Origin of the sequence: Dyella japonica DSM 16301 (assembly GCF_001010355.1) — a bacterium.
GTDB classification, from domain to species: Bacteria; Pseudomonadota; Gammaproteobacteria; order Xanthomonadales; family Rhodanobacteraceae; genus Dyella; species Dyella japonica.
In genome coordinates this window covers 37,719-62,222 of sequence record NZ_JPLA01000024.1, presented here as the reverse complement: position 1 = coordinate 62,222, position 24,504 = coordinate 37,719, and the positions used below count along the sequence as shown (strand labels likewise).

At 66.0% G+C, this 24,504-nt stretch carries 19 protein-coding genes; 12 read left to right on the top strand and 7 right to left on the bottom strand.

What is annotated here, in order from left to right; genetic code table 11:
• The first annotated feature begins 56 nt into the window (after nucleotides 1-56).
• The 6 genes from Y882_RS09470 to Y882_RS09445 all read left to right on the top strand — a co-directional run bounded on the left by Y882_RS09470 (nucleotide 57) and on the right by Y882_RS09445 (nucleotide 9,100).
• Nucleotides 57-1,511, top strand: a complete 1,455-nt coding sequence (locus Y882_RS09470; protein ID WP_046971666.1) for a phospholipase D-like domain-containing protein — start codon at nucleotides 57-59, stop codon at nucleotides 1,509-1,511.
• 118 nt (nucleotides 1,512-1,629) lie between these two features.
• On the top strand, nucleotides 1,630-3,015 hold the full coding sequence (gene xseA, locus Y882_RS09465; RefSeq protein ID WP_046971665.1) for an exodeoxyribonuclease VII large subunit: 1,386 nt from the start codon (nucleotides 1,630-1,632) through the stop codon (nucleotides 3,013-3,015).
• A 74-nt stretch (nucleotides 3,016-3,089) separates the two neighbouring features.
• Nucleotides 3,090-4,733 carry an acetolactate synthase large subunit gene (locus Y882_RS09460; protein ID WP_046971664.1) on the top strand — a complete coding sequence of 548 codons (1,644 nt, stop codon included), beginning with the start codon at nucleotides 3,090-3,092 and terminating at the stop codon, nucleotides 4,731-4,733.
• A gap of 23 nt (nucleotides 4,734-4,756) precedes the next feature.
• Nucleotides 4,757-6,187 carry an aldehyde dehydrogenase family protein gene (locus tag Y882_RS09455; RefSeq protein ID WP_046971663.1) on the top strand — a complete coding sequence of 477 codons (1,431 nt, stop codon included), beginning with the start codon at nucleotides 4,757-4,759 and terminating at the stop codon, nucleotides 6,185-6,187.
• A gap of 133 nt (nucleotides 6,188-6,320) precedes the next feature.
• Nucleotides 6,321-7,904 (top strand): inorganic phosphate transporter, encoded by a 1,584-nt coding sequence (locus Y882_RS09450; protein ID WP_046971662.1) that lies wholly within the window; start codon nucleotides 6,321-6,323, stop codon nucleotides 7,902-7,904.
• A 176-nt stretch (nucleotides 7,905-8,080) separates the two neighbouring features.
• Nucleotides 8,081-9,100 (top strand): TraB/GumN family protein, encoded by a 1,020-nt coding sequence (locus tag Y882_RS09445; RefSeq protein WP_046971661.1) that lies wholly within the window; start codon nucleotides 8,081-8,083, stop codon nucleotides 9,098-9,100.
• Between the two features lie 69 nt (nucleotides 9,101-9,169).
• On the opposite strand, the gene Y882_RS09440 is transcribed toward Y882_RS09445, so the two are convergent.
• From Y882_RS09440 to Y882_RS09425, 4 genes are all read right to left on the bottom strand, one after another.
• Nucleotides 9,170-10,660, bottom strand: coding sequence for a S10 family peptidase (locus Y882_RS09440; protein ID WP_211259157.1), 1,491 nt, complete (start codon nucleotides 10,658-10,660; stop codon nucleotides 9,170-9,172).
• Nucleotides 10,661-10,874: 214 nt separating this feature from the next.
• On the bottom strand, nucleotides 10,875-11,582 hold the full coding sequence (locus Y882_RS09435) for a DUF4386 domain-containing protein (RefSeq protein WP_046971737.1): 708 nt from the start codon (nucleotides 11,580-11,582) through the stop codon (nucleotides 10,875-10,877).
• Nucleotides 11,583-11,726: 144 nt separating this feature from the next.
• A complete protein-coding gene (locus Y882_RS18855) occupies nucleotides 11,727-12,506 on the bottom strand; it encodes a sel1 repeat family protein (RefSeq protein WP_052949845.1) in 780 nt (259 codons plus the stop codon).
• Nucleotides 12,507-12,633: 127 nt separating this feature from the next.
• Entirely contained in the window at nucleotides 12,634-13,572 is a 939-nt protein-coding gene (locus Y882_RS09425; RefSeq protein ID WP_046971659.1) for an AraC family transcriptional regulator, read from the bottom strand.
• 175 nt (nucleotides 13,573-13,747) lie between these two features.
• Here Y882_RS09425 and Y882_RS09420 point away from each other — a divergent pair, with 175 nt between their 5' ends.
• Nucleotides 13,748-14,806, top strand: coding sequence for an NAD(P)-dependent alcohol dehydrogenase (locus tag Y882_RS09420; protein WP_046971658.1), 1,059 nt, complete (start codon nucleotides 13,748-13,750; stop codon nucleotides 14,804-14,806).
• Between the two features lie 52 nt (nucleotides 14,807-14,858).
• Here the strand turns inward: Y882_RS09420 and Y882_RS09415 are convergent, their stop codons facing one another.
• Both Y882_RS09415 and Y882_RS09410 read right to left on the bottom strand, forming a co-directional pair.
• Nucleotides 14,859-16,625 carry a chloride channel protein gene (locus tag Y882_RS09415; protein ID WP_046971735.1) on the bottom strand — a complete coding sequence of 589 codons (1,767 nt, stop codon included), beginning with the start codon at nucleotides 16,623-16,625 and terminating at the stop codon, nucleotides 14,859-14,861.
• A gap of 174 nt (nucleotides 16,626-16,799) precedes the next feature.
• A complete protein-coding gene (locus Y882_RS09410; RefSeq protein ID WP_046971657.1) occupies nucleotides 16,800-17,555 on the bottom strand; it encodes a YdcF family protein in 756 nt (251 codons plus the stop codon).
• 145 nt (nucleotides 17,556-17,700) lie between these two features.
• On the opposite strand from Y882_RS09410, the gene Y882_RS09405 reads away from it, so the two are divergent.
• The 5 genes from Y882_RS09405 to Y882_RS09385 all read left to right on the top strand — a co-directional run bounded on the left by Y882_RS09405 (nucleotide 17,701) and on the right by Y882_RS09385 (nucleotide 23,118).
• A complete protein-coding gene (locus Y882_RS09405) occupies nucleotides 17,701-19,134 on the top strand; it encodes a lipase family protein (protein WP_046971656.1) in 1,434 nt (477 codons plus the stop codon).
• A 135-nt stretch (nucleotides 19,135-19,269) separates the two neighbouring features.
• On the top strand, nucleotides 19,270-19,824 hold the full coding sequence (locus tag Y882_RS09400) for an RNA polymerase sigma factor (protein WP_046971655.1): 555 nt from the start codon (nucleotides 19,270-19,272) through the stop codon (nucleotides 19,822-19,824).
• Nucleotides 19,821-20,690, top strand: a complete 870-nt coding sequence (locus Y882_RS09395; RefSeq protein WP_046971654.1) for a hypothetical protein — start codon at nucleotides 19,821-19,823, stop codon at nucleotides 20,688-20,690. Before Y882_RS09400 ends, Y882_RS09395 begins: the two co-directional genes overlap by 4 nt.
• On the top strand, nucleotides 20,683-21,279 hold the full coding sequence (locus Y882_RS09390) for an IMPACT family protein (protein WP_046971653.1): 597 nt from the start codon (nucleotides 20,683-20,685) through the stop codon (nucleotides 21,277-21,279). The genes Y882_RS09395 and Y882_RS09390 overlap by 8 nt, the downstream gene beginning before the upstream one ends.
• A 69-nt stretch (nucleotides 21,280-21,348) precedes the next feature.
• Nucleotides 21,349-23,118, top strand: a complete 1,770-nt coding sequence (locus Y882_RS09385; protein WP_046971652.1) for an ABC transporter transmembrane domain-containing protein — start codon at nucleotides 21,349-21,351, stop codon at nucleotides 23,116-23,118.
• A 4-nt stretch (nucleotides 23,119-23,122) separates the two neighbouring features.
• On the opposite strand, the gene Y882_RS09380 is transcribed toward Y882_RS09385, so the two are convergent.
• Nucleotides 23,123-24,487: an HdeD family acid-resistance protein gene (locus tag Y882_RS09380; protein ID WP_046971651.1), complete on the bottom strand. Its 1,365-nt coding sequence runs from the start codon at nucleotides 24,485-24,487 to the stop codon at nucleotides 23,123-23,125.
• Nucleotides 24,488-24,504 lie beyond the last annotated feature (17 nt).

Below are 24,504 nucleotides of genomic sequence, written 5' to 3'. Positions count from 1 at the left end.
CATGGCCCAAGTGAATGCGGCTTGAAGAAGCCCCGCCGGCATGCCCTACTGACGCCATGAACCGACCCTCCGCCTCCACCCACGCACGCCTGCTGGCCGAGCAGGCGCTCAGCCGCGCCGCCGGCGCTCCCTTGCTGGCGGGCAACCGCGCCGAGTTGTTGATCGACGCCGCCGCGCACTACGAAGCCTGGCTGGCGGCCATCCGCGGCGCGAAGGATCGCGTGCTGCTGGAGAACTACATCATTCGCGACGACGCAGTCGGTCGCGAGTTTCGCGAAGCGCTGGTGGCCTGTGCGCAACGCGGCGTGTTCGTGGCGGTGGTGTATGACTGGCTCGGCTGCAAGGGGCAGTCGCGCGATCGCTTCTGGGCGCCGCTGCGCGCCGCCGGCGGACAGGTGCGCGCCTTCAACCCGCCGCAACTGGGCAAGCCGTTCGGCTGGGTGAGCCGCGATCACCGCAAGCTGCTGGTGGTGGATGGGCAGCACGGTTTTCTGTCCGGCGTGTGCATCAGCGAGAAATGGCTGGGCGATCCGTCGCAGCAAGTGGAGCCCTGGCGCGACACCGGCGTGGCCCTGCACGGACCGGTCGTGGTCGAACTGGAGAACGCCTTTGTCGAAAGCTGGGCCAGCATCGGCACACCGCTGGGGCCCTTCAACGCTGCGCCTGCTGTCCACGAGGCCGGCTCGGTGGCCCTGCGCCTGATCGCCACCCAGCCGCAGACCGCCGGCATGTACCGCCTCGACCAGCTGATTGCCGCGATGGCGCGCGAGCGGTTATGGCTGACGGACGCCTACTTCGTCGGCATCGCGCCCTATGTGCAGGCGTTGGCAGCGGCCGCCCGCGATGGTGTCGACGTGCGCCTGCTGGTGCCCGGCAGCAGCGATATCCCGATGGTGGCGGGCATGTCGCGTTCGGGCTATCGCCCCTTGCTGAAGGCCGGCGTTCGCGTGTTCGAGTGGAATGGCTCGATGCTGCACGCCAAGACCGCGGTGGCCGATGGGCTATGGGCGCGCGTGGGTTCGTCCAACCTCAATGTGGCCAGCTGGTTGAGCAATCGCGAGATCGACGTGGCCTTCGAAGACACCGGCTTTGCCCAACAACTGGCGGCGCAATACGAGCGCGACCTGGAGAACGCCACCGAGATCGTGCTGGCACCGAGTCGCTGGCGTCGCCAGGGCGAACATGTGCAAAGCCATACCCGTCCGGCGCAGCGTCCGCGCCATGTCGGCGGCAGCTCCGGGCGTGCGGCGGCCGGCGCGCTGCGCATCGCCAACACGGTGGGCGCCGCGCTGACCGATCGGCGCGTGCTGGGCGACACCGCCTCCGGACCGCTGATCACCGGAACCCTGGCGCTTGCGGTGATCGCCGTGGTGGCTATCCTGTGGCCCGCGGTCATCGCCTGGCCGTTGGGTGTCGTGGCTGCGTGGTTCGCGCTCAACTTCGGCATCCGCGCCTGGCGCACGCGCCGTCGGCACCAGCAGCTGGCTGGCGAGCCAGATGACCAGACATGAACTCAAGCAGAACCATATAGATAGGCTGCATGCCTGAGTTCCAGGCTGCACTAAGTGACCCAAGCGAATGTAATCCCTGCATTCGCCAGCCGGAAACTCATGTTAGGCTCACCCCTTCATGCGCTCGCCAGATGACACCAGCAACGACCAGGCCGGCCCGCCGCCGCGCCACATCCTTACGCCCAGCACGCTCAACCGGCTGGTGCGGGACCTGCTGGAAGATGCGCTGCCGCTGATCTGGATCGAGGGTGAGTTGTCCAACGTCGCCCGGCCCGCCTCCGGACATATCTATTTCACCCTGAAGGACGCCGGCGCCCAGGTGCGCTGCGCCATGTTCCGGCCCAAGAGCACCTGGCTGAAGTTCCGCCCCGCCGACGGCATGCATGTGCTGGTGCGGGCGCGGGTCGGCCTGTACGAGCCGCGCGGCGAATTTCAGCTGGTGGCCGAACACATGGAGCCCGCCGGCGAAGGCGCCCTGCAGCGCGAGTTCGAACAGCTCAAGGCGCGCCTGGATGCCGAAGGCCTGTTCGATCCGGCGCGCAAGCGTGCCCTGCCCCGCTATGCGCGACGCATCGGCGTCATCACCTCGGCCACCGGCGCCGCTATTCGCGACGTGCTGAGCGTGATGTCGCGCCGCTGGCCGCTGGCCGAGGTCGACGTGCTGCCCGTGCCCGTGCAGGGGCGCGAGGCGCCGCCGGCGATCGTGCAGATGTTGCGCAAGGCATCGGCCAGCGGACGCTACGACGTCCTGCTGCTGACGCGCGGCGGCGGCTCGCTGGAAGATCTTTGGGCGTTCAACGACGAACAGGTGGCGCGCGCGATCCACGCCAGCGCCGTGCCGGTGGTGTCGGCGGTGGGTCACGAAATCGATTTCAGCATCGCGGATTTCGTGGCCGATCTTCGTGCACCCACGCCTTCGGCCGCGGCCGAACTGCTGGTGCCCGATGCGATCGCCCAGCGTCGTCATCTGCAACAGCTGCAGCAGCGGCTGACCACACTCGAGCAGCGTCGCCTGCAGGCGCGCATCCAACGCGTCGACCATCTGCTGGCCCGCCTGCAGGCCCAGCGTCCGCAGGCGCGGCTGGCGCGCGATCGCGAACGGCTGCTGCATCTGCAAAGGCGATTGCTCGGCGTGCAGCGCGAACAATCGCAGCGGCGACGCAATGCGCTGGAGCGCACACATGCGCGCTTGATTGCACAACATCCGCGGCTGCGCCTGATGCTGATCGAGCGACGGCTCGGCGAGTTGCGCCAGCGATTGCAGAGCACGATCGAACGACGGGTGGAACGTGACCGCCTCAACCTGCGGCAAGCCGGTCGCGCCCTGCACGCGATCAGCCCGCTCGCCACGCTGGAGCGTGGCTATTCGATCATTTTCGATGCAGACGGCGCAGTCGTGCGATCGTCCAAAGGTATCGGTGAAGGCACGCCGCTGCGCGCACGACTGGCCGATGGCGAGTTGCCCGTGGTCGTGCGCAAGGACGAGCCAAACAGCAAGCGCTGAAGGCGCTTCGCCACCTCACGCGACGTGAACGATCCCTGCCGCATGCTCAAAGCCTTCAGCACGAGGAGCCAAGCATGAAGGCGGCGCAACTGTTCGTGAAAGCATTGGAAGCCGAGGGCGTGCACAGCATCTTCGGCGTACCGGGTGAAGAGAATCTCGACTTCGTCGAAGCACTACGCGACTCCTCCATTCGTCTGATCGTGACCCGCCATGAGCAGGCCGCCGGATTCATGGCCGCCACCTGGGGCCGGCTCACCGGCGAAGCCGGCGTCGCCCTCGCGACGCTGGGACCCGGCGCCACCAACCTGGTGACCGCTGCGGCGTATGCGCAGCTCGGCGCCATGCCGATGATGATGATCACCGGCCAGAAGCCGATCCGCGAACACAAGCAGGGCTTGTTCCAGTTGGTCGACGTGGTCGACATGATGCAGCCGCTGACCAAGTACACCCGGCAGATCGTGTCGGCCCAGACCATACCGGCACGCATCCGCGAAGCCTTTCGCCGCGCCGAGGAAGAACGTCCTGGCGCCGTGCATCTGGAGCTGCCCGAAGACATCGCCCGCGACACCGTCGAAGATGCCGTGCTGCTGCCCACCGAATATGCGCGACGCCCTGCCCCCGATGATGCGGCGCTGGTGCAGGCGGCCGAAGCGATCACCCGCGCCAGGCATCCCATCCTGATGGTCGGCGCCGCCGCGAACCGCCAACGCACAACCGTGGCGCTACGCGACTTCATCGACAAGCTGGGCATCCCGTTCTTCACCACCCAGATGGGCAAGGGCGTGATCGACGAGGATCACCCGCTCTGGCTCGGCAATGCGGCGCTCTCCGATGGCGACTTCGTCCATCGCGCCATCGATGCCGCCGACGTGATCATCAACGTCGGCCATGATGTGGTGGAAAAGCCGCCGTTCTTCATGCGCAAGGGCCGGCGCACGGTCATCCACATCAATTTCTCCAGCGCGGAAGTGGACGCGGTGTATTTCCCGCAGATCGAAGTGGTCGGCGATATCGCGCACACCGTCGAACGCCTCACCGATGCGCTGCAGCCGCAGGAGCATTGGAACTTCAAGTACTTCGACCGCGTGCGCGACGCCTTCCACAAACAGCTGGAAGACCACGCCTGCGACAACCGCTTCCCCATGCACCCGGTGCGCGTGGTCGACGACACGCGCCGCTTCATGCCCGACGATGGCGTGCTCTGCCTGGACAACGGCATGTACAAGCTCTGGTATGCGCGCTACTACCGTGCCCGCCAGCCCAATACCGTGCTGCTGGACAACGCGCTCGCCACCATGGGCGCCGGCCTGCCATCGGCGATGGCGGCCAAGATGGTCTATCCCGAGCGCAAGGTGCTCGCCATCTGCGGCGACGGCGGCTTCATGATGAATGCGCAGGAGCTGGAGACCTGCGTGCGCCTCAAGCTGGACCTGGTGATCCTGCTGCTGCGCGATGACGCCTACGGCATGATCCGCTGGAAGCAGGCCGAGATGGGTTACGCCGACTACGGCATGGTGTTTGGCAATCCGGATTTCGTCGCCTTCGCCGAAGCGCACGGCGCACGCGGCCATCGCCCAGGCAGCGCCGAGGAATTCCTGCCCACGCTCGAGCGTGCGTTCAATGCCGGCGGCGTGCACCTGATCGATCTGATGATCGACTATTCGGACAACCACCGCATTCTCAACGAAGAAATTCCGCAGCTCAGCGCTGCGGTCTGAGCATCCACGCACCGGGGTCATTCATGCTTGCAAAGCGTTATCCGTACTACCTCGCCAACCAGCCGCAGACGTCCAAGGAAATGATGGACGTGCTGGACAAGTACAGCGGCAAGGTCGCCACGCGCGTGTGCGTGCCCGACGCCAAGGCCACCGAGAAGGCCATCGCCGCGGCGGTCAAGGCCACCCGTCCCATGCAGGACTTCAAGCCCTGGGCGCGCCAACAGGTGTTGCAGCATTGCGCGCAGCGCTTTGAGGAGCGACGCGAAGAACTGGCTTATGCGTTGTGCGTGGAAGCAGGCAAGCCGATCAAGGATTCCGATGGCGAATTGCAGCGCCTGATCGAGACCTTCACCATCGCCGCCGAGGAAGCCGTGCGCACCAACGGCGAAACGATCAACCTGGAAATCGCCAGGCGGCTGGACGGCTATCACGGCTACACCAAGCGCGTGCCGCTGGGCCCGGTATCCTTCATCACGCCGTTCAATTTCCCGTTGAACCTGGTGGCGCACAAGGTGGCTCCGGCGATCGCCGCCGGCTGCCCGTTCGTGCTCAAGCCCGCCGAACGCACGCCGATCGGCGCGCTGATCATCGGCGAGGTGCTGGCCGAAACGGATCTGCCCAAGGGCGCCTTCTCGGTGCTGACGCTCGATGGCAAGCATGCCAATCCGCTGGTGGAAGATCCGCGTTTCAAGCTGCTCTCCTTCACCGGCAGCCAGATCGGCTGGGACCTGAAAACCCGCGCCGGCCACAAGAAGGTGACGCTGGAACTGGGCGGCAATGCGGCGTGCATCGTCGATGCGGATCAAGGTCCGCACATGGACTATGTGATCGACCGATTGGTGTTCGGCGCGCTCTATCAGTCCGGCCAGAGCTGCATCAGCGTGCAGCGCATCTACGTGCATGAATCGCTGTACGACGAAGTGAAGAAGCGCCTGGTGGCCGCCGTGAAAAAGCTCAAGGCCGGCGATCCGAAAAAGAAGGACACCTTCCTCGGCCCGATGATCGACGAAGCCGCCGCCGAACGCCTGCAGGGCTGGATCGAGGAAGCGCGCAAGGCCGGCGGCAAGCTGCTGTGCGGCGGCAAGCGCGTGGGCGCCATGCTCGAAGCCACTTTGATGGAAAACGTACCCAGCAGCGCCAAGGCCTATCGCAACGAGGCGTTCGGTCCGTTCGCCCTGCTTGCGCCCTTCCGCAAGTTCGATGAGGTCGTCGCGCTGGTCAACGATTCGGAATACGGCCTGCAGGCCGGCATTTTCACCGACAGCCTGACCCATGCGATGCGCGCCTGGAACGAGCTTGAACAAGGCGGCGTGGTGGTCAACGACGTGCCCAGCTTTCGCGTCGACAACATGCCCTACGGCGGCGTGAAGCTCTCGGGCGTCGGTCGCGAAGGCATCCGCTGGGCCATCGAGGACATGACCGAGGTGCGTCTCATGGTCATGCGCGAGCGCTGATTTCATCACGGGTCCGACCATCCGCCGCGCTCTTGCGCTGATCAGTGCAGGCGCGGCGGAACGCCCTCTGCCTGTCACGTATCTGTCTTGCGCTGGTGCTTAGCTTGCGCGAGACCGACCACGAGGGCATGTCATGCAGACCGAAGCCGCAGTCGTCTCCGCCGCACCAGTACGCCAGGGATCGGGTCGACTGTTTGCGTTGATCTTCGGGGTGATCCTGCTCATCGGCGCAGGTTATGCCGGTCTTCATCTCGTACAAGACCTCTCGGCCGTCCGCTCCCATTCGCTGGCGCCGTTCCTCCTGCTGGGCGTGGCGCTGCTGATCGCGCTGGGCTTCGAATTCGTCAACGGTTTCCATGACACCGCCAACGCGGTGGCCACGGTGATCTACACCAACTCGATGCCGGCCAATATGGCGGTGATCTGGTCCGGTGCCTTCAACTTCCTCGGCGTGCTGCTGTCCTCCGGCGCGGTGGCCTTTACCGTGGTATCGCTGCTGCCGGTGGAGCTGATCCTGCAGGTGGGCGGACAGGCGGGCTTCGCCATGGTGTTCGCGCTGCTGATCGCCGCCATCCTGTGGAATCTGGGCACCTGGTATTTCGGTCTACCCAATTCCTCTTCGCACACCTTGATCGGTTCGATCATCGGCGTGGGCCTGGCCAATCAGTTGATCTCCGGTCACAGCGGCACCAGCGGCGTGAACTGGGATGCCGCGATGAACGTGTTCCGCGGCCTGGTGTTCTCGCCGATCGCCGGCTTCCTGCTGGCCGGCCTGTTGATGTACCTGTTGAAGGCGCTGGTGAAGATTCCCGCGCTCTATCGCGCCCCCGAAGGCAAGAAGCCGCCGCCGTGGCCGATCCGCGCCCTGCTGGTGCTCACCTGCACCGGCGTGAGCTTCAGTCACGGCTCCAATGACGGCCAGAAAGGCATGGGCCTGATCATGCTGATCCTGATCGGCACCGTGCCTACCGCGTACGCCTTGAACGGTGCGGTGTCCGGTGGCGAGGTGAAGACCTTCCATCAGGTGTCGGTGGATGCGCAGCATGTGTTGAGCGGCATCGCCGGCAGCGTGACCTTCGATGGCGATCCGCGCGCCGACATCACCGCCGCCGTGCAGCAGCGCGCAGCGCAGCCCAATACGGCGCCGGCGCTGGCCCAGCTGATCGGGCAGATCGACCACCAGGTCGGCAATCGCACGTCGCTGAAATCCGTGCCGCCGGAACAGATGGGCAACGTACGCAATGACATCTATCTGGCCAACGCCGCGATCCCGCTGGTGTTGTCCGAGCCGGGCCTGAGCAAGGAGCAGACCGCCGCGCTCACCAGCTGGCGCGGACTGGGTACCCAGGCGATCCAGTTCATCCCGCCGTGGGTGAAGGTCGCCGTGGCGCTCGCGCTGGGCCTGGGCACCATGGTGGGCTGGAAGCGCATCGTGGTGACGGTGGGCGAGAAGATCGGCAAGGAACACCTCACCTACGCGCAGGGTGCGTCGGCCGAGCTGGTGGCGATGACGCTGATCCAGGCCGCCGACATGTACCACCTGCCGGTCAGCACCACCCACGTGCTCACCTCAGGCGTGGCCGGCACCATGGCCGCGAACGGCTCGGGCCTGCAATGGGCCACGGTGCGCAACCTGCTGATGGCCTGGATCCTCACCCTGCCCGCCTCGATCCTGCTGGCCGGCGGGCTGTACATTGTCTTCCGCCAGGTCTTTTGAGCGTTTAACTGGTTAGGGCGTCCACTCGGCGCCCTCCGGAGTGCACCGACGTCCACGCCGGATGGCCATGGCCGACTCCGCGCACCACATCGGGCGCCGCCAGCGCAGCTATCATGGCAACAGGGAGCCCGCCTCGGCGGGCTTTAGCCGTCGCGTCCCTTCAAGGAGCTTGCCGGATGCACGCAAGAACCGCCTTATGGCTTGGCGCGTTGCTGTTTATCAGCGGCGCACAGGCGCAGAACAACCCCGCCCCGGCCGCCACCGCGCCCGCACCGGCAGCCGCCGTCGAGCTGCAAACCGTGACGGTGCGCGGCGAGCAACCCGGCCCCGCGCTATGGGAAGTGCGACGCGGCGACCATGTGTTGTGGATCGTCGGCACGCTGTCGCCGCTGCCCAAACATGCCGAGTGGCAATGGACCAAGCTCGAGGAAGCGCTGGGACGATCCTCCGAGCTGCTCGAAGCCCCGTCGGCGCGCCTGAAGATGCCCTCCAGCCTGTTTTCCCGGCTGGCCTTGCAGCCCTCGGCCAAGCTCAATCCAGGCGGCGCCACCCTGCAGCGCCTGCTGCCGCCTGAGATGTATGCGCGCTGGCTGGCGCTGCGCCATCAATACCTGCAGGACGACGACGCGCTCGAATTCATGCGCCCGATGATCGTCGCCCAGCAGCTCTACGAAAAAGCACTGGCGCACGACGACCTGAGCAACGATGTCGACGTGGCCGCGATGGTGGAGAAACTGGCGCGCAAGCACGGCAACCGCGTCATCGCCGTGCGCTACGAATTGCTGGTTACGCGGGCGCCGCCCAGCACCAGCATCGACCAGGACCAGCAAAAAGGCATCGCCTGCCTGGACGAGACCATGCAGCTGGTCGAGCACGACATGCCCAAGCTCACCCAGCGCGCCAATGCCTGGGCCACCGGCGACATGAAAGCCCTGCAGAACCTGATGCCGCAAAAGAACTACGAGCCGTGCATCGTGTCGGCCATCAATGGCGATTTCGAAAAGCAGCTCAATATCCCCGACCTGCCCCAGCGCATCGAGTCGGCCTGGATGAGTGCGGCCGAAGCGGCACTGATCCGCAACCGGCAGACAGTCGCCGTGCTGTCGATGGAACAGCTGCTGTCCTCCGACGGCTATCTGGCCAAGCTCAAGGCACGCGGCTATATCGTGCGTGCGCCGGACAATACGCTGCTCTGAGTTTGCCCCTCGCATAGAAAAGGCCGCGCTCCCCTGGGAAGCGCGGCCTAATCCGGTGCATCGACTCGCTTACTTGCTGCTGCGGTACAGCGTGGCGGCGTCGGCCTTGAACGACTCGGCGCTGCCCGGGCGGCTGTAGAACATGTGACCCCCCGGATAGACCGTCAGCTTCACGCGCTGCGACTGACCGAAGGTGGGCATCTGGTCGATGATCAGGCGCGAGGTGAAGAACGGACACGACAAGTCGTTGTAGCCGTGCACGATCAGCACCTTCATGTTCGGATCGTTGCCGATCGCCTTGCGCAGGTCCGCCACCGGCTTGTCGTCGGCATTGCCGCGATCCCAGGCCTTGTTGACGGCGTAGGACAGCGCTTCGTAGTGCGCGTCCGTCTTCCAGCCCACTTCGCGCGTGACGAAATCCACCATCGCGCTGGTGGTCGGCGCCAGCAGCGCTTCGAGGATAGGGTCGCCCGACTGGCGATCGGCCGAGCCCGGGAACGGATCGAAGGCGGTGACATTGGAGTCGTAGACGCTGCCGATCTTCTTCTCGTTGCGATGGATTTCGCGCAGGTAGGTGGCGATGTCGACACGGCCATCCAGGCGCGACACCACGGCCGGATCCAGGCCCGTATACGCCGACACCTTCTGCACCATGCGACCGATCGCACCCGGGTCCGAACGACCCGCCAGGAAATCGGTGACGAACTGCGTGCGCACGTAGGTCTCGACGTCGCTCATCGCAGCCGGCGTCAGCCTGCCCTGGCTTTCCAGGTGCGCGGCGGTCATCGACGGCAGGTTGATCATCCACGGCAGCGGCGACAAGGCATCGCCATCGCCGATGGCGGCCGGATCCAGATACGGCGACACCATCACCAGGCCGTTCACGCCCACGCCCATGCGCGTCTGCAGTTCATAGCCGATGCGCGGGGCGCGATAGCCGCCGTAGCTTTCGCCCATCACGTACTTGGGCGCGCGCAGGCGACCGTGCTTGACCAGCCAGTCGTACACCACGCGCGACAGATACTTGATGTCCGCTTCGGTGGAGTAGAAATCCTTCTTGGTCTGCTCATCGTCTTCCAGCGAGCGCGAGAAGCCCGTGCCGACCGGATCGATGAACACCAGGTCGCTCATGTCGAGCCAGGTGTTGGGGTTGTCCTTGGTGACCGCCGCATCCGACGGCGCATCGCCATCCACGCCGAACTGGATGCGCTTGGGACCGATGGCGCCCATGTTGAGGTACACCGACGAGGCGCCCGGGCCGCCGTTGAAGGCGAACGTCACCGGACGATGCGGGTCATTCCCCGGCACTACGTACGAGGTGTAGACCACGTCCGCGATCTTCTTGCCCTTGGCGTTGCGCACCTCGATGGTGCCGACGGTCGCCTCGTAGGACAGCGTACGGCCGCCCACGCGCACGCTTTGCTTGATGGTCTTGTCGGCAGGCAGCGGCGGCAGGTCGCTGTCCGCCTTCTTGTCGGCGGCTTCCGCCGCAGGCTTGGCATCCTTGCCTTCGGCCGCCTTGGCAGACCAGGGCGACAACGCCAGGCCCAGCGCAAACACACCAACCGCGCACCACGCAGCTCCACGCCCCACACGGGCGAAACGACCTCGTACAGCCAAATCTGGATTCATCGACACTCTCACGCAGGGACTCTCGGGCTCGACCGGCAGGACGCGCGGGCGAAACCCCATAGTTGCGTCAAACCGGCACGAGGTCACCAGTGCCGTAAGACAGGGTCAAGACCTTGCGATGCGCGCCGACGCCTTCCGCGCCCTAGCCCGGCGCGGCGACCTGGGCACCATCGCCTCGTGGCCGCGCGCCGATCACCACCATCCACAACACGAAGGCCAGTTCGCCCAGCTGCAGCGGGAAAGCCACCTTGGTGATGACGTCCTCGTACGCCGGCAACACCACGCCCGTCACGCACAGCGCCAGATAAGCGAAGCCGTTGAGGATCAGCCAGTAACCGAGAAAGCGCGGCAGGAAGCGCGAGCGGATCACCAGCAGCGCCAACGGGAACAGCCACAGGCCCCAGAACATCTCGGCGCAGGAAATCATCATCCCGTGCAGACGCAGGAACAGCGCTGCCAGCGCCTCGCGCTGCGGCTGCTCGAACGCCGCCAGGATCGGGCCGCCCTTGACCAGCAGCAGCGCCGCCGCATCATTGAGCACGTTGAAGAAATACAGCGGCGTATCCATGAAGCCCAGCACGAACATCAGCCCCGCCAAGGTCTTGTTGACGCCCTTGAACAGCTGATAGAGCGTAAACGTCAGCACCAGGCTGATCACGCCGGTCAGCAGATCACCAAAGATGCCCAGCCGGAACAGCAACTCGTGCGCGGCAATATTGCCCGCCGTCGCCGCCGGGTTGTCATGCACGAACAGCGTGCTGGGGATATAGATCAGCCGGAACGGCGCGGTGATCGTCAGTGCCAGGTAGATCAGACCCGCGATACGCGCGTCACGCTTGAGCGTTGTCATCAGCAGCATTCCCCGGAGATGCGTGACTCATCGTACAGACTATCGAGATGCACAGGCCGGTACCGGTGTCAGCGAACTCATCTCCGGCGGCATCGAGCGGGTGCGCCCAGGGCTCACCGCAAGCATGACCTTCGGAGCACCTGCTCAGTGGGTCGAGCCGTCGCTCTTCTCCACCTCACCGACCGTGACGGTCCCCGTCCAGGCCGCGTCGCGTATCCGGAAGTACTGCTGGGGATCCCATCGCCAGGGCACATACAACCGCCCACAGCCCGTGATGGGAGCGCCATCGATGGAGTGAGCGCCGCAGGCCGGGCTGGCCGAAGCACCCCAGGCTGCCGCCAGTGCGGGACTGCTGGCCGAAAGCTGTGCCGCGGTCAACGAGCTGACCGCCGGGTCGCCGTAGCCGACCAGCGATCCGGTCATCTCGGTGCGCGCCTGGCGCAATGCCCGTTCCATGCGCATCTTGGCTACCGCATCTCCGTACTCGCCCGACAATTGCCCGTACAGCGCGATCGCCTGCTGGCGCTGGTCGTGATCCAGGCCCTTCCAGACATCATCGCGCGTGGCGACGAAACGCGGGTACTTCCGCTCGGCGGCAAGCGCGAGCCAGGCATAGGCCGCCACCGGATCTCTGGCGACACCCTCGCCATGCAGATACATCAAACCGATGCTCAGCTGGGACAACTTGTCGGCATAGCGCGCCCCCAACGTGAAGTACTCCATCGCCTTCGCGTAGTTGCCACTCGCGTAGTAACTCATACCCGCGAACTCTCCGAACTCATCCGGGTGACCCCAGGTGGACGTGCGCCCCATGGCCGCCAGCACCGCCTGCGACGCCTTGTCGTCCATGGTCGCCACGTGGCTCACTCCAGACAGCAGCATCAGGATGGTTGCCGCCATGCTGCCGATCAATGCCGTCTTCATGCTCGCCTCCACGCAGGGTCTGCAGATCTGACCGGCTTATTTCATGGCCCGAGCTATCGACAAGACGTGAATGTGCGCGCCGTTGGAGGAGTCAGCCCGGTGCACACCATGCGAGGGGCGAGTGCCGTCAGGCCGCCGACTCGGCATCGGCCGGCCGCAGCCGTGCCACGTCGCGCAAGGGCGGCGCGCCGAACTGGCGGCTGTACTCGCGACTGAACTGCGAGGGACTCTCGTAGCCCACCCGGTGCGCTGCCGTGGCCACATCGCACTGGCTGGCCAGCAGCAGGCGACGCGCTTCGTGCAAACGCAGCTGCTTCTGATACTGCAGCGGACTCATCGCCGTGATGGCGCGGAAATGATGGTGCAGCGACGAGGTGCTCATGTTCACGCGCATCGCCAGTTCATCGATGCGCAAGGGCTCGTCGTAGTGCTGGCGCAGCCAGTCGATCGCACGCGATACCTGATGACCCTGGCTGCCCGAGGTGGCGATCTGGGCAAGCAGCGCGCCCTGCTCGCCGGTCAGCAGGCGATACAGCAGTTCGCGTTCGATCAGCGGACCCAAGACTTCGAGGTCGCGCGGCGCGTCGAGCAGGCGCACCAGGCGCAGCAATGGATCGAGCAGTCCGCCATCGAGCGGACTCATCGACAGGCCGGGCGCCGAGACGACGGCGCTGCGGCGCAACTGCACGCCGGGCAGCAATTCGCGGATGCACTGCAGGTCCAGGCGAAAGGTCAGGCACAGGCACGGCGCATCGTCCGACGCCCGTACCACCTGCGAGGACACCGGCACGTCCACGGCGTTGACCATGTAGGTGGCCGGCTCGTGCAGGAATGTCTGCTGGCCGAGCAGGATCTGCTTGGCCCCCTGCAGCGCCAGGCCAAGACCCGGGCCGTACATGGCGCAGGTCGGCACGCCCACCGAGTTGGCGCGGAACAGCGTCAGGGCCGGCCATACCGTGCTGTGCAAGCCGTCCGCCACCGCCAATCGTTCAACGATGGCTGTCAATTCCTCGCGATCTTGCGCCAGGCGCGCCGAGAAGCCGGCGATGGAAGGTTTTTCATTCATGGACTTAGGCCCTGATTCTACAGGACGAGATTGCCTGTTCCTCCGCCCCATGGCGAGCCCCTGGTCGATCACCTTGCAGGATCGGGCAATCATCTCGCAGGAATCGGCTACCCGGGCGTCATCCGGGACGCCCATACTCGATCGCCTTGCTGTCCCGTCCCCAAGGAGTCATGCCATGACGCTTTCCATCCGCGGCTATGCCGCCCAGTCCGCCACCACGCCGCTGGCTGCGCACCAGTTCGAACGCCGCGATCCGCGCGCGAACGATGTGGTGATCGATATCCTGTATTGCGGCGTCTGCCACTCGGACATCCACCAGGCGCGCGACGAATGGGGCGGCAGCCTGTACCCGATGGTGCCCGGCCACGAGATCGTGGGTCGCGTCAGCTCCGTCGGCCCCGAGGTCACCAAGTTCAAGGTGGGCGACACGGTCGGCGTGGGCTGCATGGTCGACTCCTGCCAGCACTGCGCCTCGTGCAATGCCGGCCTCGAGCAGTATTGCGTGGAAGGCGCCACCTGGACCTATAACGGCATCGATCGCCACGACAAGATGCCCACCTTCGGCGGCTACTCCGAGCGCATCGTGGTGTCGGACAAGTTCGTGGTGTCGATCTCCGACAAGCTGGATCTGAAGGCCGCTGCCCCTCTGCTGTGCGCTGGCATCACCACCTGGTCGCCGCTGCGTCACTGGAACATCGGCAAGGGCAGCAAGATCGCCGTGATCGGCCTCGGCGGCCTGGGCCACATGGGCCTGAAGTTCGCCAAGGCGATGGGCGCCGACGTCACCTTGTTCACCCGTTCGCCGGGCAAGGAAGAGGAAGCGCGCCGCCTGGGCGCCGACCATGTGGTGCTGTCCACCGACGAGAAGCAGATGGCCGCCGTGTCGCGCCAGTTCGACTTCATCCTCGATACGGTGCCCAACCCGCATGACCTCAACCCGTACCTGGCCACGCTCGGCATCAATGGCGTGATCTGCCTGGTCGGCCAGCTGCAGCCACTCGATCCGCCGGTGAACACTGCGCAGGTGCTGCTGGGTCGCCGCTCGATCTCGGGCTCAGCCATCGGCGGCATCGCCGAAACGCAGGAAATGCTGGACTTCTGCGCCGAGCACAACATCGTGAGCGACATCGAAATGATCGACATGAAGAACATCAACGAGGCCTACGAGCGCGTGATCAAGAGCGACGTGCGCTATCGCTTCGTGATCGACATGGCGTCGCTCAAGGCGGCTTGATGTACTGACCCGGGCAGCGCAAGTCGCCCGAGTGATCCCGCAAAACCGGCCCTCACACGGCCGGTTTTGTTTTTCCACCGAGATGGCGACTGGCCTCATGCGCTTCGCGCAGTCGCTGCGCATGCGCCTTGAGCAGGTCGCCGCGCGTGATGATGCCCACCATCCGGCGCCCCTGGCGATCCATCACCACCAGGCGGCCGACGTCCGCTTCCACCATGTGGTCGGCCGCTTCGCGCAGCGTGTGGTCTTCGCGCACCACGATCGGCGGACGGTGCAGCAGCGAACGCACGGGCGCATTCAGCGGCGAGCCGGCGCGCAGCAGATCGCGTCGCGTCACCACACCTAGCAGGTGACCCTGCTCGTCGATCACCGGGAAGCCCTGATGCTTGGCCGGAGCGTGCTCCGTGGCCAGCCAGGCCTGCACTTCGGCCAGCGTCTCGCTGGCGCGCAGGCTGACGACGTCGCGGCTGCATGCGTCGCCGACGGCAAGGCGCTCCAGGTAATCGGCGGTGTACTCGGCCGGCACGCGCACGCCGCGACGGACGATTTTCTCCGTCATGATGGTGTTGCGCATCAGCAGACCCGAAACCAGGTACGCCGCGGCGCAGGCAGCAAGCAAGGGCAGCAGGCCGTGCGGTTGCTGGGTGGTCTCGAACGCGAACACGACCGAGGTGAGGAAAGCGCGCGACGCCCCGGCAAAAATCGCCGCCATGCACACCAGCGCCGCCACCTTCGGATCCACCTGCAACCAGGGCAGCCAGGTCACGCACAGCAGGCCGAACACGCCGCCCATCGCACTGCCGATGGTGAACAGCGGCGCAAGTGTGCCGCCCGAGGTGCCGCTGCCCAAGGCTACCGACCAGGACAGCAACTTCATCAGGCACAGCGCGAGCATGCCGGCAAAACCGACCTGCCCGGCAATCAGCGCCGCGATATTGCCGTAGCCCACGCCCAGCGTGGCCGGCATGAAGTAACCCACCACGCCCACCACCACACCACCGATGGCCGGCCACCACATCCAGTGGATCGGCAGTTTCTCGAAGCCGTCTTCAATGGCATAGGTGAGCTTGGTGATGCCCACGCTGACCACGCCGGTGACGATGCCCATGACGATATAGGCCACCACGGCGCTGAGTGCCGGCGTGGCGATCGCCGGCATCGGGAACATCGGCTCGTTGCCTTCCAGCAGATAGCGAATCGCCGTGCCCATCACGGCAGCCAGCGCCACCGGAATCAGAGAACGGGCGCGACGTTCGAACAACAGCAGCTCGATCGCCAGCAGCACGGAGGAGATCGGCGCGGAGAACACCGCGGCCATGCCTGCTGCAGCACCCGCGGCCAACAGCGTCTTGCGTTCGTCCGCGGTGACGCGCAGCAACTGCCCGATCAGCGAACCCAGGGCGCCACCGGTGGCGATGATCGGCCCTTCGGCGCCGAACGGACCACCCGTGCCGATCGCAATGGCGGACGACACCGGCTTCAACCAGGTGATGCGCGGCGGAATCCTGCTCTCATTGAGCAGCACCTGCTCCATCGCCTCGGGAATGCCGTGGCCGCGAATGGCGCGCGAGCCCCAGCGCGCCATCGCGCCGACGATCAAGCCGCCGATCACCGGTACGGCAATCACCCACAGGCCCAGATGGTTGCCCGCCGGACTGCTGAATTCCGTGCTGATCCGGCCGTAAAACGCGAGATTGGTGACCAATCCGATCAAGGCCGTCAGCAGACGCGCCACCAGCGCCACCGCCGAACCGAGCAGCATGGCCAGTAAACAGATCCATAGCACGCGCCGCTCCAACGGACGGAAATGGCGCGGCATATGCGCCGCCGTCAGCGTCGGATCCAGCGACGGGGCAAGCGGAAGCGCCGCACGCGAGTGCGGATCAGCGGGCAGTTCGGAGGGCATCGAGGCAACTGGCGTTAGGTAAGCCGCGCAAGGTTACGCGGATATGCGTCCAGTAGCTGGCTGGAAAATGAACGGCTATGCGAAGCCTCAGGCGCCCAGTGGCGGTGCCTTCGGCGCGTTCCAGCCCAGCAGGTTGTAGACCCTGTAACGCGCGATGCCCAGATACTCGTGCAGCGTGGCATCCATCAACATGAAGTTCCAGGAGTCGGGCGCCAGCTCCCTGCGCGCGTTGACCCAGTCGCCGGCCACCGGCTGCGGCACGATGCCGAAGTGCGCGAAATACAGCAGCGAGCGCTGCAGATGGATCCCTGACGTCACCAGCACGATGTGCTGCGGCGCGTACTCGGCAAGGATCGGACGGCTGAACTGCGCGTTCTGCCAGGTGCTCATGCTGCGCGATTCGAGCGACATGTCCGTCGCGGGAATGCCGAGCGCACGCAAGGCGCGTCCATACACCACCGCCTCGGCCTCGCCATGTTCCTGCGAATCGCCGCCACTCACCACCAGCCGGCACTCCTTCCCCGCCGCCTTGCATGCGCTGTAAAGCTGGGCTGCACGCAACAGGCGGCCATTGACGAAGTAGGAAGGCTGCAGCGGATGCCCTTCGTCCACCGCCGTGCCCGCACCGAGCACCACGATGGCATTGCGCGGCGTCCAGGCGATGGCCGGCTCGACTGCGTAGCCCGACTGCAGACGGTCGGAAAGCCAGCGCGGCAGCGCACCGCAACCGATGCCGAAGAACAACAGCAGGCTCGCGATCAGCAAGCCGCGCGCCGTGTTGCGCCAGCGCAGGCGATACAGCCACACGATCAACAGCAGCAGCACGAACAGAACGGCCAGCATGCGGATTCCCCGCTCCATGGAAAGGCATGGCATCTTAGGGCCTTACGCTATGACGAGGCGATAGTGGAGGGTCGATCGACCCATCGCCCCGGGGATACGCCAGCACGCTGGCGAGCGGAACCTATGACACCGCGGGGACCGGTTCATGACGACACTCGTTTTTGTGCACGGCTGGAGCGTCACCAACACGTCAACCTACGGCTTGCTGCCGCAGCGCCTCCAGGCGCAGGCCGCATCCGCGGGCATCGCACTGGCGGTGGCCGATATCTGGTTGTCGGAATACGTGAGCTTCGATGACGTGGTCACCATGGCCGACGTGGTGCGTGGATTCGATCACGCCCTGCGCGACCTGCACCTGCAGGACGCGAGTTTCGTCTGCATCACCCACTCCACCGGCGGCCCCGTCGTGCGCGAATGGCTGCGTGCGCAGCGCGATCGGCCGCAGGCCTTCAGCACTATCCGCCTCACCCACCTGATGATGCTGGCGCCGGCCAACTTCGGCTCCGCCCTCGCCCAGCTCGGCAAGAGCGTGCTGAGTCGCCTGCGCGCGTGGGCCGGCGGCGTGGAGCCGGGCCAGCGCATCCTCGACTGGCTGGAGCTGGGCAGCAGCGAATCGCTGTCGCTCAACCTCGATCATATCCACGGCGACGATGTGGCCGAACGCGGCCAGTTCCTGTTCGTGCTCACCGGCGACCGGCCTGATCGATCGCTCTACGACCACATCAACAGCTATACCGGCGAAGACGGTTCCGACGGCGTCGTGCGCATCGCGGCAGCCAATCTCAACGCGCGTCACGCAGTGCTCGCACGCCAGGGCAGCGGCAACGATCCAACGCTGGCCATCAATGCCACGATCTCCCCGCGCACGGCATTCAAGCTGATCCCGGGCGCCGCGCACTCAGGATCCGAGCAAGGCGTGATGTCGGCCGCGCCGCAAGCCACGGTGGATGCCCTGCTGCGCTGCCTGCAGGTGCGCGACGTGACCGGCTACCACCAACTGTGCGATGCCTTCGATGCGGAAAACGCGCAACGCGATGCAGCGCGCGTGGAAAAGGAGCCGGTCGGTCCGTTCGCGCCGCGCATCCATATCCATGATCCACGCAGCATGCTGGTCATTCGCCTCACCGACGAAGCAGGCGAGCCGCTGCTCGGTGCGCGCCTGCTGTTCGAGGCCGGTCTGCCGCCGAATCCCGACTGGATGCCGCAGGGTTTCATGCTCGACCGCCAGGCGAACAGCCGACAGGGGCACGTGATCACGTTCTTCCTCAACCATGCCTTGCTGGCCGGCACCGCCCGCGTCGCCGATCCCGACAACAGCCGGCGTACCCTGCGTGCCGCGATGGACGGCCATCGGCCTTATAGCGCGACGATCGAACCCGGCGACCTGACCGGACTGGTGCATCACGCCATCGCCAGCACGGCGTCCAGCGACGATCTTTTCCTGATCCTCGCCCCGCACCAGACCACCGTGCTCGATGTAGTGCTGCCGCGCAACGTGCGTGAAGGCGTGTTCCGACTCACCCAGCAACGCGAGCCAGAGGATTTCTCCAACCCCGTACCCGGTGACGTGATCCCCTGACCTCAAACCCCGGGAGGCGATGGCCTGCGTTAGATGGGAATGCAGCCCGCTTTGCTGAACCCAACACTGCCGCGGACGCCTGCCGCTGACCCGCCTGCTTACCCCGAGCCCCGGTTTGGCTTAACCTCGCCGCCCATGGATGCCCCTGTGGACGACGACGCGACGCTGATGCTGGCCTATGCCCGGGGCGATGCGGCTGCGTTCAACGCGCTGTACGCCCGGCATCGGGCGGCGCTGTACCGATTCCTGCTGCGCGCGGCGCGCGATCCGCAGCTGGCCGAGGAGCTTTTCCAGGAGACCTGGAGCCGTGTCGTGGCCTCGCGGGCGCGCTATCTGCCGCAAGCCAAATTCACCACCTGGCTACTGCAGATCGCGCATAACCTGCTGATCGACAGCTACCGCCGCAAGCGTCCGCTAGCCACCGGCGAGGAAGCCGAACGCGTATTTGAACTGACCGCGTCGCCGGAACACGAACAACCCGAGCACCTGTTGTCGGAGTTCGAACGCCGCCGGCGTTTGCAGCTGGCGATCGAGCAACTGCCCGATGAGCAGCGCACCGCCGTGCTGCTGCGCCTGGAGAACGACCTGAGCGTGGAGGAGATTGCCGAAGTCACCGGCGTGGGACGCGAGACTGCCAAGTCGCGGCTGCGCTATGCCATGAACCGTTTGCGCGAACAGTTGGCCGAATGAATACGCACGACCACGACAACGACGCACTGCCCGGCGAAGACGAGCTGAAGGCGCTCTATCGCAGCCTGCCGCGCAAGGACCCGTCGCCCGCCCTGGACAGCGCCATCCAGCGCGCCGCGGCCGACGCCCTGCGCGCCGACCGCCACCGCGGCGTCATGCGCTGGCCGGTCGCGGTGGCCAGTGTGGCGGTCCTGGTGGTGGCAGCAGGGTTGGGCTGGCGCACGATGCAACAACCGAGCGTGCCGCAGGGCCCTGCCTCGCGCGAGGTAACCGTCGCTGCAGCGCCCACCAACGAACCTGCGCAGACAGGGCCCAATCAAAGCAGCGCTGAGCTCGCCCAGGCGCCTGCCGCGCCTATGGCCGCTGCGGCCCCGGCAGCGCGTATCGCGGCACCGGTGGCAGCGAAGCGGGACAACATCCGTTCCGCCATGAAGCCCAAAGTGGTGGCGCCGGTCGTCGCGACCCAACAACCGCCCGCCCCCGCCACCGAATCCGCACCGCTGGTAGCCATGAACGAGGATCGCATGGCGGCGGCGCCACCGCCCGCACCAGCGGCGCCCGCGCCCGCCTCGGAAGCCGCCGCATCAGCGTATGCACCGCAATCCCCCATGCGCGCCACGGCAATCACCGGCGGACTCAGCCAGCGCACCAGCGCGATGAAGGTCATGGCCGCCCCCGCCGCTGCGCCGGACAGCACGGCAGCGAATGCCGCCGACACGCCGACACAAGAGCTGGAGAAGATCCGCCAGTTGTTCGCCCTGCATCGGCACGACGAAGCCGTGCAGCGGCTGACCGCGTTCCAGCAGGCGCATCCGGACGTGGCCCTGCCCGACGACCTGCGAGCACAACTGCCCGACCATGAGTGATCCGCTGCATACCCTGGCCGCTGCCTGCCAGCACAGCGAGGACATCAAGAAGAGTCGCTTCCTGGCCCAGGCCGCACCGGTACAGACGCCCGAACAGGCGCTGGCCTTCGTACGCCAGGTGGGCGACCCGGCGGCCACCCACAACTGCTGGGCCTACCGCATCGGCCAGGACTATCGCTTCAACGATGACGGCGAACCGGGCGGCACGGCGGGACGTCCCATCCTGCAAGCCATCGAAGGCCAGGGCATCGATCGCGCCGTAGTCGTCGTCACGCGCTGGTATGGCGGCATCAAGCTCGGCGCCGGCGGACTCGTGCGTGCCTACGGCGGCACGGCGGCCGAGTGCCTGCGTCGCGCCGAACGCATTCCCCTGGTTGCCATGGCGCGGCTTGGCCTGCGTTGCGATTTCGCCGAACTGGCCCTGCTCAAGGCGCGCCTGCGCGAGTTCGAGGCCGAGATCGTGCAGGAAAGCTTCGATGCGCAAGGAGTCGCGCTGGAGATCCAATTGCCCGAGCGGCATGCCGATGAAGCGCAGGCGCTGGTCAACGACCTCAGCCGCGGTCGCCACAGCGCACGCCGCCTGGATTGAATCAGGCCGGAGCCGCCCCACCTTTGATCAGATGCGCCAGCCCGGCGCGGATGCCGACGACGAGAACCCATGAGCGATACCGCCGACACCCAGCGCCCCACGCGTCGCCTTGGCACCTTGATGCAGCTGTGGCCGTTCGTGCGACCTCATCGCGCACTCGCTGCAGGCTGGCTGGTGTTTCTGGCGATCTCCTCCAGCGCCACGCTGGTGTTGCCGATGGCCGTACGGCACATGATCGATCAGGGCTTTGGCCATTCCAGCCTCGCCACCATCAATGCCACTTTCCTGGGCCTGTTCGGCGTGGCCCTGGTACTGGCGTTTGCCACGGCGGCTCGCTATTACTGCATCGCCTTGCTGGGCGAACGTTCGCTGGCATCGCTGCGCTCCCAGCTCTATGCGCATGTGATCCGGCTCGACGTGGGCTTTTTCGAACGCAGCCGCGTGGGCGAACTCATTTCTCGACTGGGCACCGATACCGAAGTCATCCAGGCGCTGATCGGCTCGGGCATTTCCGTGGCGCTGCGCAGCGCGGTGATGCTGCTGGGCGCCACCGCCATGATGGTGTGGACCAGCCCGCGACTGGCCGGCCTTACGGCGCTGGTGATCCCCGCGGTGATGCTGCCCATCCTGGTATTCGGCCGCCGCGTGCAGCGGCTCTCGCGCGCCAGTCAGGATCGGCTTGCCGATGCCGCCGCTGTCGCCAATGAAACGCTCAATGCTGCGCCTGCCGTCAAGGCCTACGCACGCGAGGACATCGAGAGTGCGCGCTACGGCGGCGCCATTGCCCGCGCACTTGCCACAGCGCGGCAGCGCATTGGCATGCGCTCGATCCTGACGGCGACGGTCATCGTATTGTTCTTCGGCGCTATCGCGCTGGTGCTGTGGGCCGGTGCGCGCGACGTGCTGGCCGGCACGCTCGATGTCGGTGTGCTTGCGCAGTTCGTGATCTATGCCTTCCTCGCAGCCGGCTCGCTCGCCGGGCTTTCCGAAGTGTGGGGCGACGTGCTGCGTGCGGCGGGTGCGATGGAGCGTATCGGCGAGCTGTTCGAAGAGCGCGCCGAGATCACCAGCCCTGCGCAGCCAGCGCTGCTGCCGCGGCCCGTGGAAGGTGCGCTGCGTTTCGAGCACATCGAGTTCCACTACCCGTCGCGACCGGATGCGCCGGCACTCTACGATTTCGACCTGACCGTTCGTCCCGGCGAAACCGTGGCACTGGTCGGTCCGTCCGGTGCCGGCAAGAGCACCGTGTTTGCCTTGCTGCTGCGCTTCTACGATCCGCAGACCGGGCGCATCACGCTGGACGGTGTCGACCTGCGTGCACTCGCCCTGCCCGAGCTGCGTGGCGCCATCGCGCTGGTGCCGCAGGAAACAGTGATCTTCGGTGGCAGCGCTGCCGACAACATCCGCTTCGGCCGCCAGGATGCGGACGAGCACGAAGTGCGCGAGGCCGCGCGCGCCGCCGAAGCCAACGACTTCATCAGTGCGCTGGGCAAGGGCTATGACGAGGAACTGGGCGAGCGCGGCGTGCGTCTGTCCGGTGGCCAGCGCCAGCGTGTCGCCATTGCACGCGCGATCCTGCGCGATGCGCCACTGCTGTTGCTGGACGAAGCCACTTCGGCGCTGGACGCCCAATCCGAAGCGGCCATCCAGCAGGCCCTGGAGCGCCTGGAGAAAGGCCGCACCACCCTGGTCATCGCCCACCGTCTGGCCACTGTGCAACGCGCCGATCGCATCGTGGTGATGGATGGCGGCCGCATCGTGGCGCAAGGCACGCATCAAAGCCTGCTGGCCGAAGGCGGCCTCTACGCGGAACTGGCAAGGCTGCAGTTCACCGCCTGAGGCATCACTCGATCGAACGCCCACGGGCAACGGGAGTGTTCGACTTGTCGCCCAAGGATGCGGCGCTCATCGGCTCCCCGCGGCGGATCATCCCCGCGTACTGCCAGAAGCGCTTGATGGAGGCGATCAGCGTGTACCAGCCTAGCGGCGTGGGATGGATCGCTGCCTTGAGTGCACGGGCGTAATCGAGCACGAATCCCGGGGTCCAGGCCATCGCCTCGGCGCGCTTGCGCAGTTGGGCGGCGACCCATAGTTCCGGATTGATCATGGTGCGAAGGAAGCCGCGTTTTGCCGACGATCCTTCCAGCGCAGCCTCCAGGCAATGCGCCACCGTGCTGCTGCAGTTGCGATTGGTGAGGTTGTAGGTGGTGTCTTCACGGTAGCGCTTCCAGAATGCCAACAGGCGCTGGTGGTCGTAGCGGTCGAAATGCACCTCGGCGTTCGATTCGCACCAGCCAGCGGATTCCTCCGCATAGCTGGGCTGGAATTTTCCGGGCACGTCGTTGATCGCCGTCGCGCGCAGCATCCGCGTGAAGTCGCTGCTGGAGCGATCGATTTCGACTGCCGGATAGTGACTGACATAAACCCCGGGCGGACAGCCCAACGCCGCGTGCCCGGTAGAGATCACGCCCTTTGCATCCACCGCTGCGATATAGCGATCCACCAGGGGCTGAGGCACGGCGTCGTCGACGGAGCCGGTGGGCGTCCATACGTAGACCACCAGATCGCCCGCCACGTCGCCCAGCGGTTCGGGCGTGAAACCCACGTGCGCGACCGACACATCGCGCATCAACAGCCACGAAAGCACCGCGTGATCGGGCAGCTTCTTCAGCCGCCAGGCCTGCCGAAACATGCCGCAACCGGAGAGGAACAGTCCCATGCCGATGCAGTACGGCACCGTGCCCGCGTAGAACGTGGGATAGGGCTCGACCATGAAAACGGCAAAGCCGACTTCAAGCAGACCGGTGATCAGCGACAGTCGCCAGCCGCGAAAACGCACCACCAGCGCCGCCGCGATGCGAAAGATGCCGTCGACCAGAAACGCGAGGCCAAACGCCATCGCCAGGATCACGCTCGCCGCATGATGCGGGTCGACAATCAACAAGCCCAGGATCAGGAACACCACGCCACGCGCCTTGCGCAGCACGGCCGAGGTACCGGGCCTGGGCGAGGACACGGCCAGCGTGACCACCGCCTCGACCACCAGCAGATAGCCAAACACGTGCACCGGGAAATACAGCACGTTGTCCAGCGCATCGATGAAGATCGCCACGCCCAGCGCCGCCCAGGCGATGCCGCCGACGGCGAGGATCAACCAGCGCCGGCGAATGAAATCGCTGCCCAGCAGAAGCAAACCCAGCTGCACCATGTGATGACTCCGTCGCT

Bases quoted from the DNA above. Each gene is read 5' to 3' on its own strand.
- Y882_RS09470 (WP_046971666.1), top strand. From the start codon at position 57: ATGAACCGACCCTCCGCCTCCACCCACGCACGCCTGCTGGCCGAGCAG.
- xseA (WP_046971665.1), top strand. From the start codon at position 1,630: ATGCGCTCGCCAGATGACACCAGCAACGACCAGGCCGGCCCGCCGCCG.
- Y882_RS09460 (WP_046971664.1), top strand. From the start codon at position 3,090: ATGAAGGCGGCGCAACTGTTCGTGAAAGCATTGGAAGCCGAGGGCGTG.
- Y882_RS09455 (WP_046971663.1), top strand. From the start codon at position 4,757: ATGCTTGCAAAGCGTTATCCGTACTACCTCGCCAACCAGCCGCAGACG.
- Y882_RS09450 (WP_046971662.1), top strand. From the start codon at position 6,321: ATGCAGACCGAAGCCGCAGTCGTCTCCGCCGCACCAGTACGCCAGGGA.
- Y882_RS09445 (WP_046971661.1), top strand. From the start codon at position 8,081: ATGCACGCAAGAACCGCCTTATGGCTTGGCGCGTTGCTGTTTATCAGC.
- Y882_RS09435 (WP_046971737.1), bottom strand. From the start codon at position 11,582: ATGACAACGCTCAAGCGTGACGCGCGTATCGCGGGTCTGATCTACCTG.
- Y882_RS18855 (WP_052949845.1), bottom strand. From the start codon at position 12,506: ATGAAGACGGCATTGATCGGCAGCATGGCGGCAACCATCCTGATGCTG.
- Y882_RS09425 (WP_046971659.1), bottom strand. From the start codon at position 13,572: ATGAATGAAAAACCTTCCATCGCCGGCTTCTCGGCGCGCCTGGCGCAA.
- Y882_RS09420 (WP_046971658.1), top strand. From the start codon at position 13,748: ATGACGCTTTCCATCCGCGGCTATGCCGCCCAGTCCGCCACCACGCCG.
- Y882_RS09415 (WP_046971735.1), bottom strand. From the start codon at position 16,625: ATGCCGCGCCATTTCCGTCCGTTGGAGCGGCGCGTGCTATGGATCTGT.
- Y882_RS09410 (WP_046971657.1), bottom strand. From the start codon at position 17,555: ATGCTGGCCGTTCTGTTCGTGCTGCTGCTGTTGATCGTGTGGCTGTAT.
- Y882_RS09405 (WP_046971656.1), top strand. From the start codon at position 17,701: ATGACGACACTCGTTTTTGTGCACGGCTGGAGCGTCACCAACACGTCA.
- Y882_RS09400 (WP_046971655.1), top strand. From the start codon at position 19,270: ATGGATGCCCCTGTGGACGACGACGCGACGCTGATGCTGGCCTATGCC.
- Y882_RS09395 (WP_046971654.1), top strand. From the start codon at position 19,821: ATGAATACGCACGACCACGACAACGACGCACTGCCCGGCGAAGACGAG.
- Y882_RS09390 (WP_046971653.1), top strand. From the start codon at position 20,683: ATGAGTGATCCGCTGCATACCCTGGCCGCTGCCTGCCAGCACAGCGAG.
- Y882_RS09385 (WP_046971652.1), top strand. From the start codon at position 21,349: ATGAGCGATACCGCCGACACCCAGCGCCCCACGCGTCGCCTTGGCACC.
- Y882_RS09380 (WP_046971651.1), bottom strand. From the start codon at position 24,487: ATGGTGCAGCTGGGTTTGCTTCTGCTGGGCAGCGATTTCATTCGCCGG.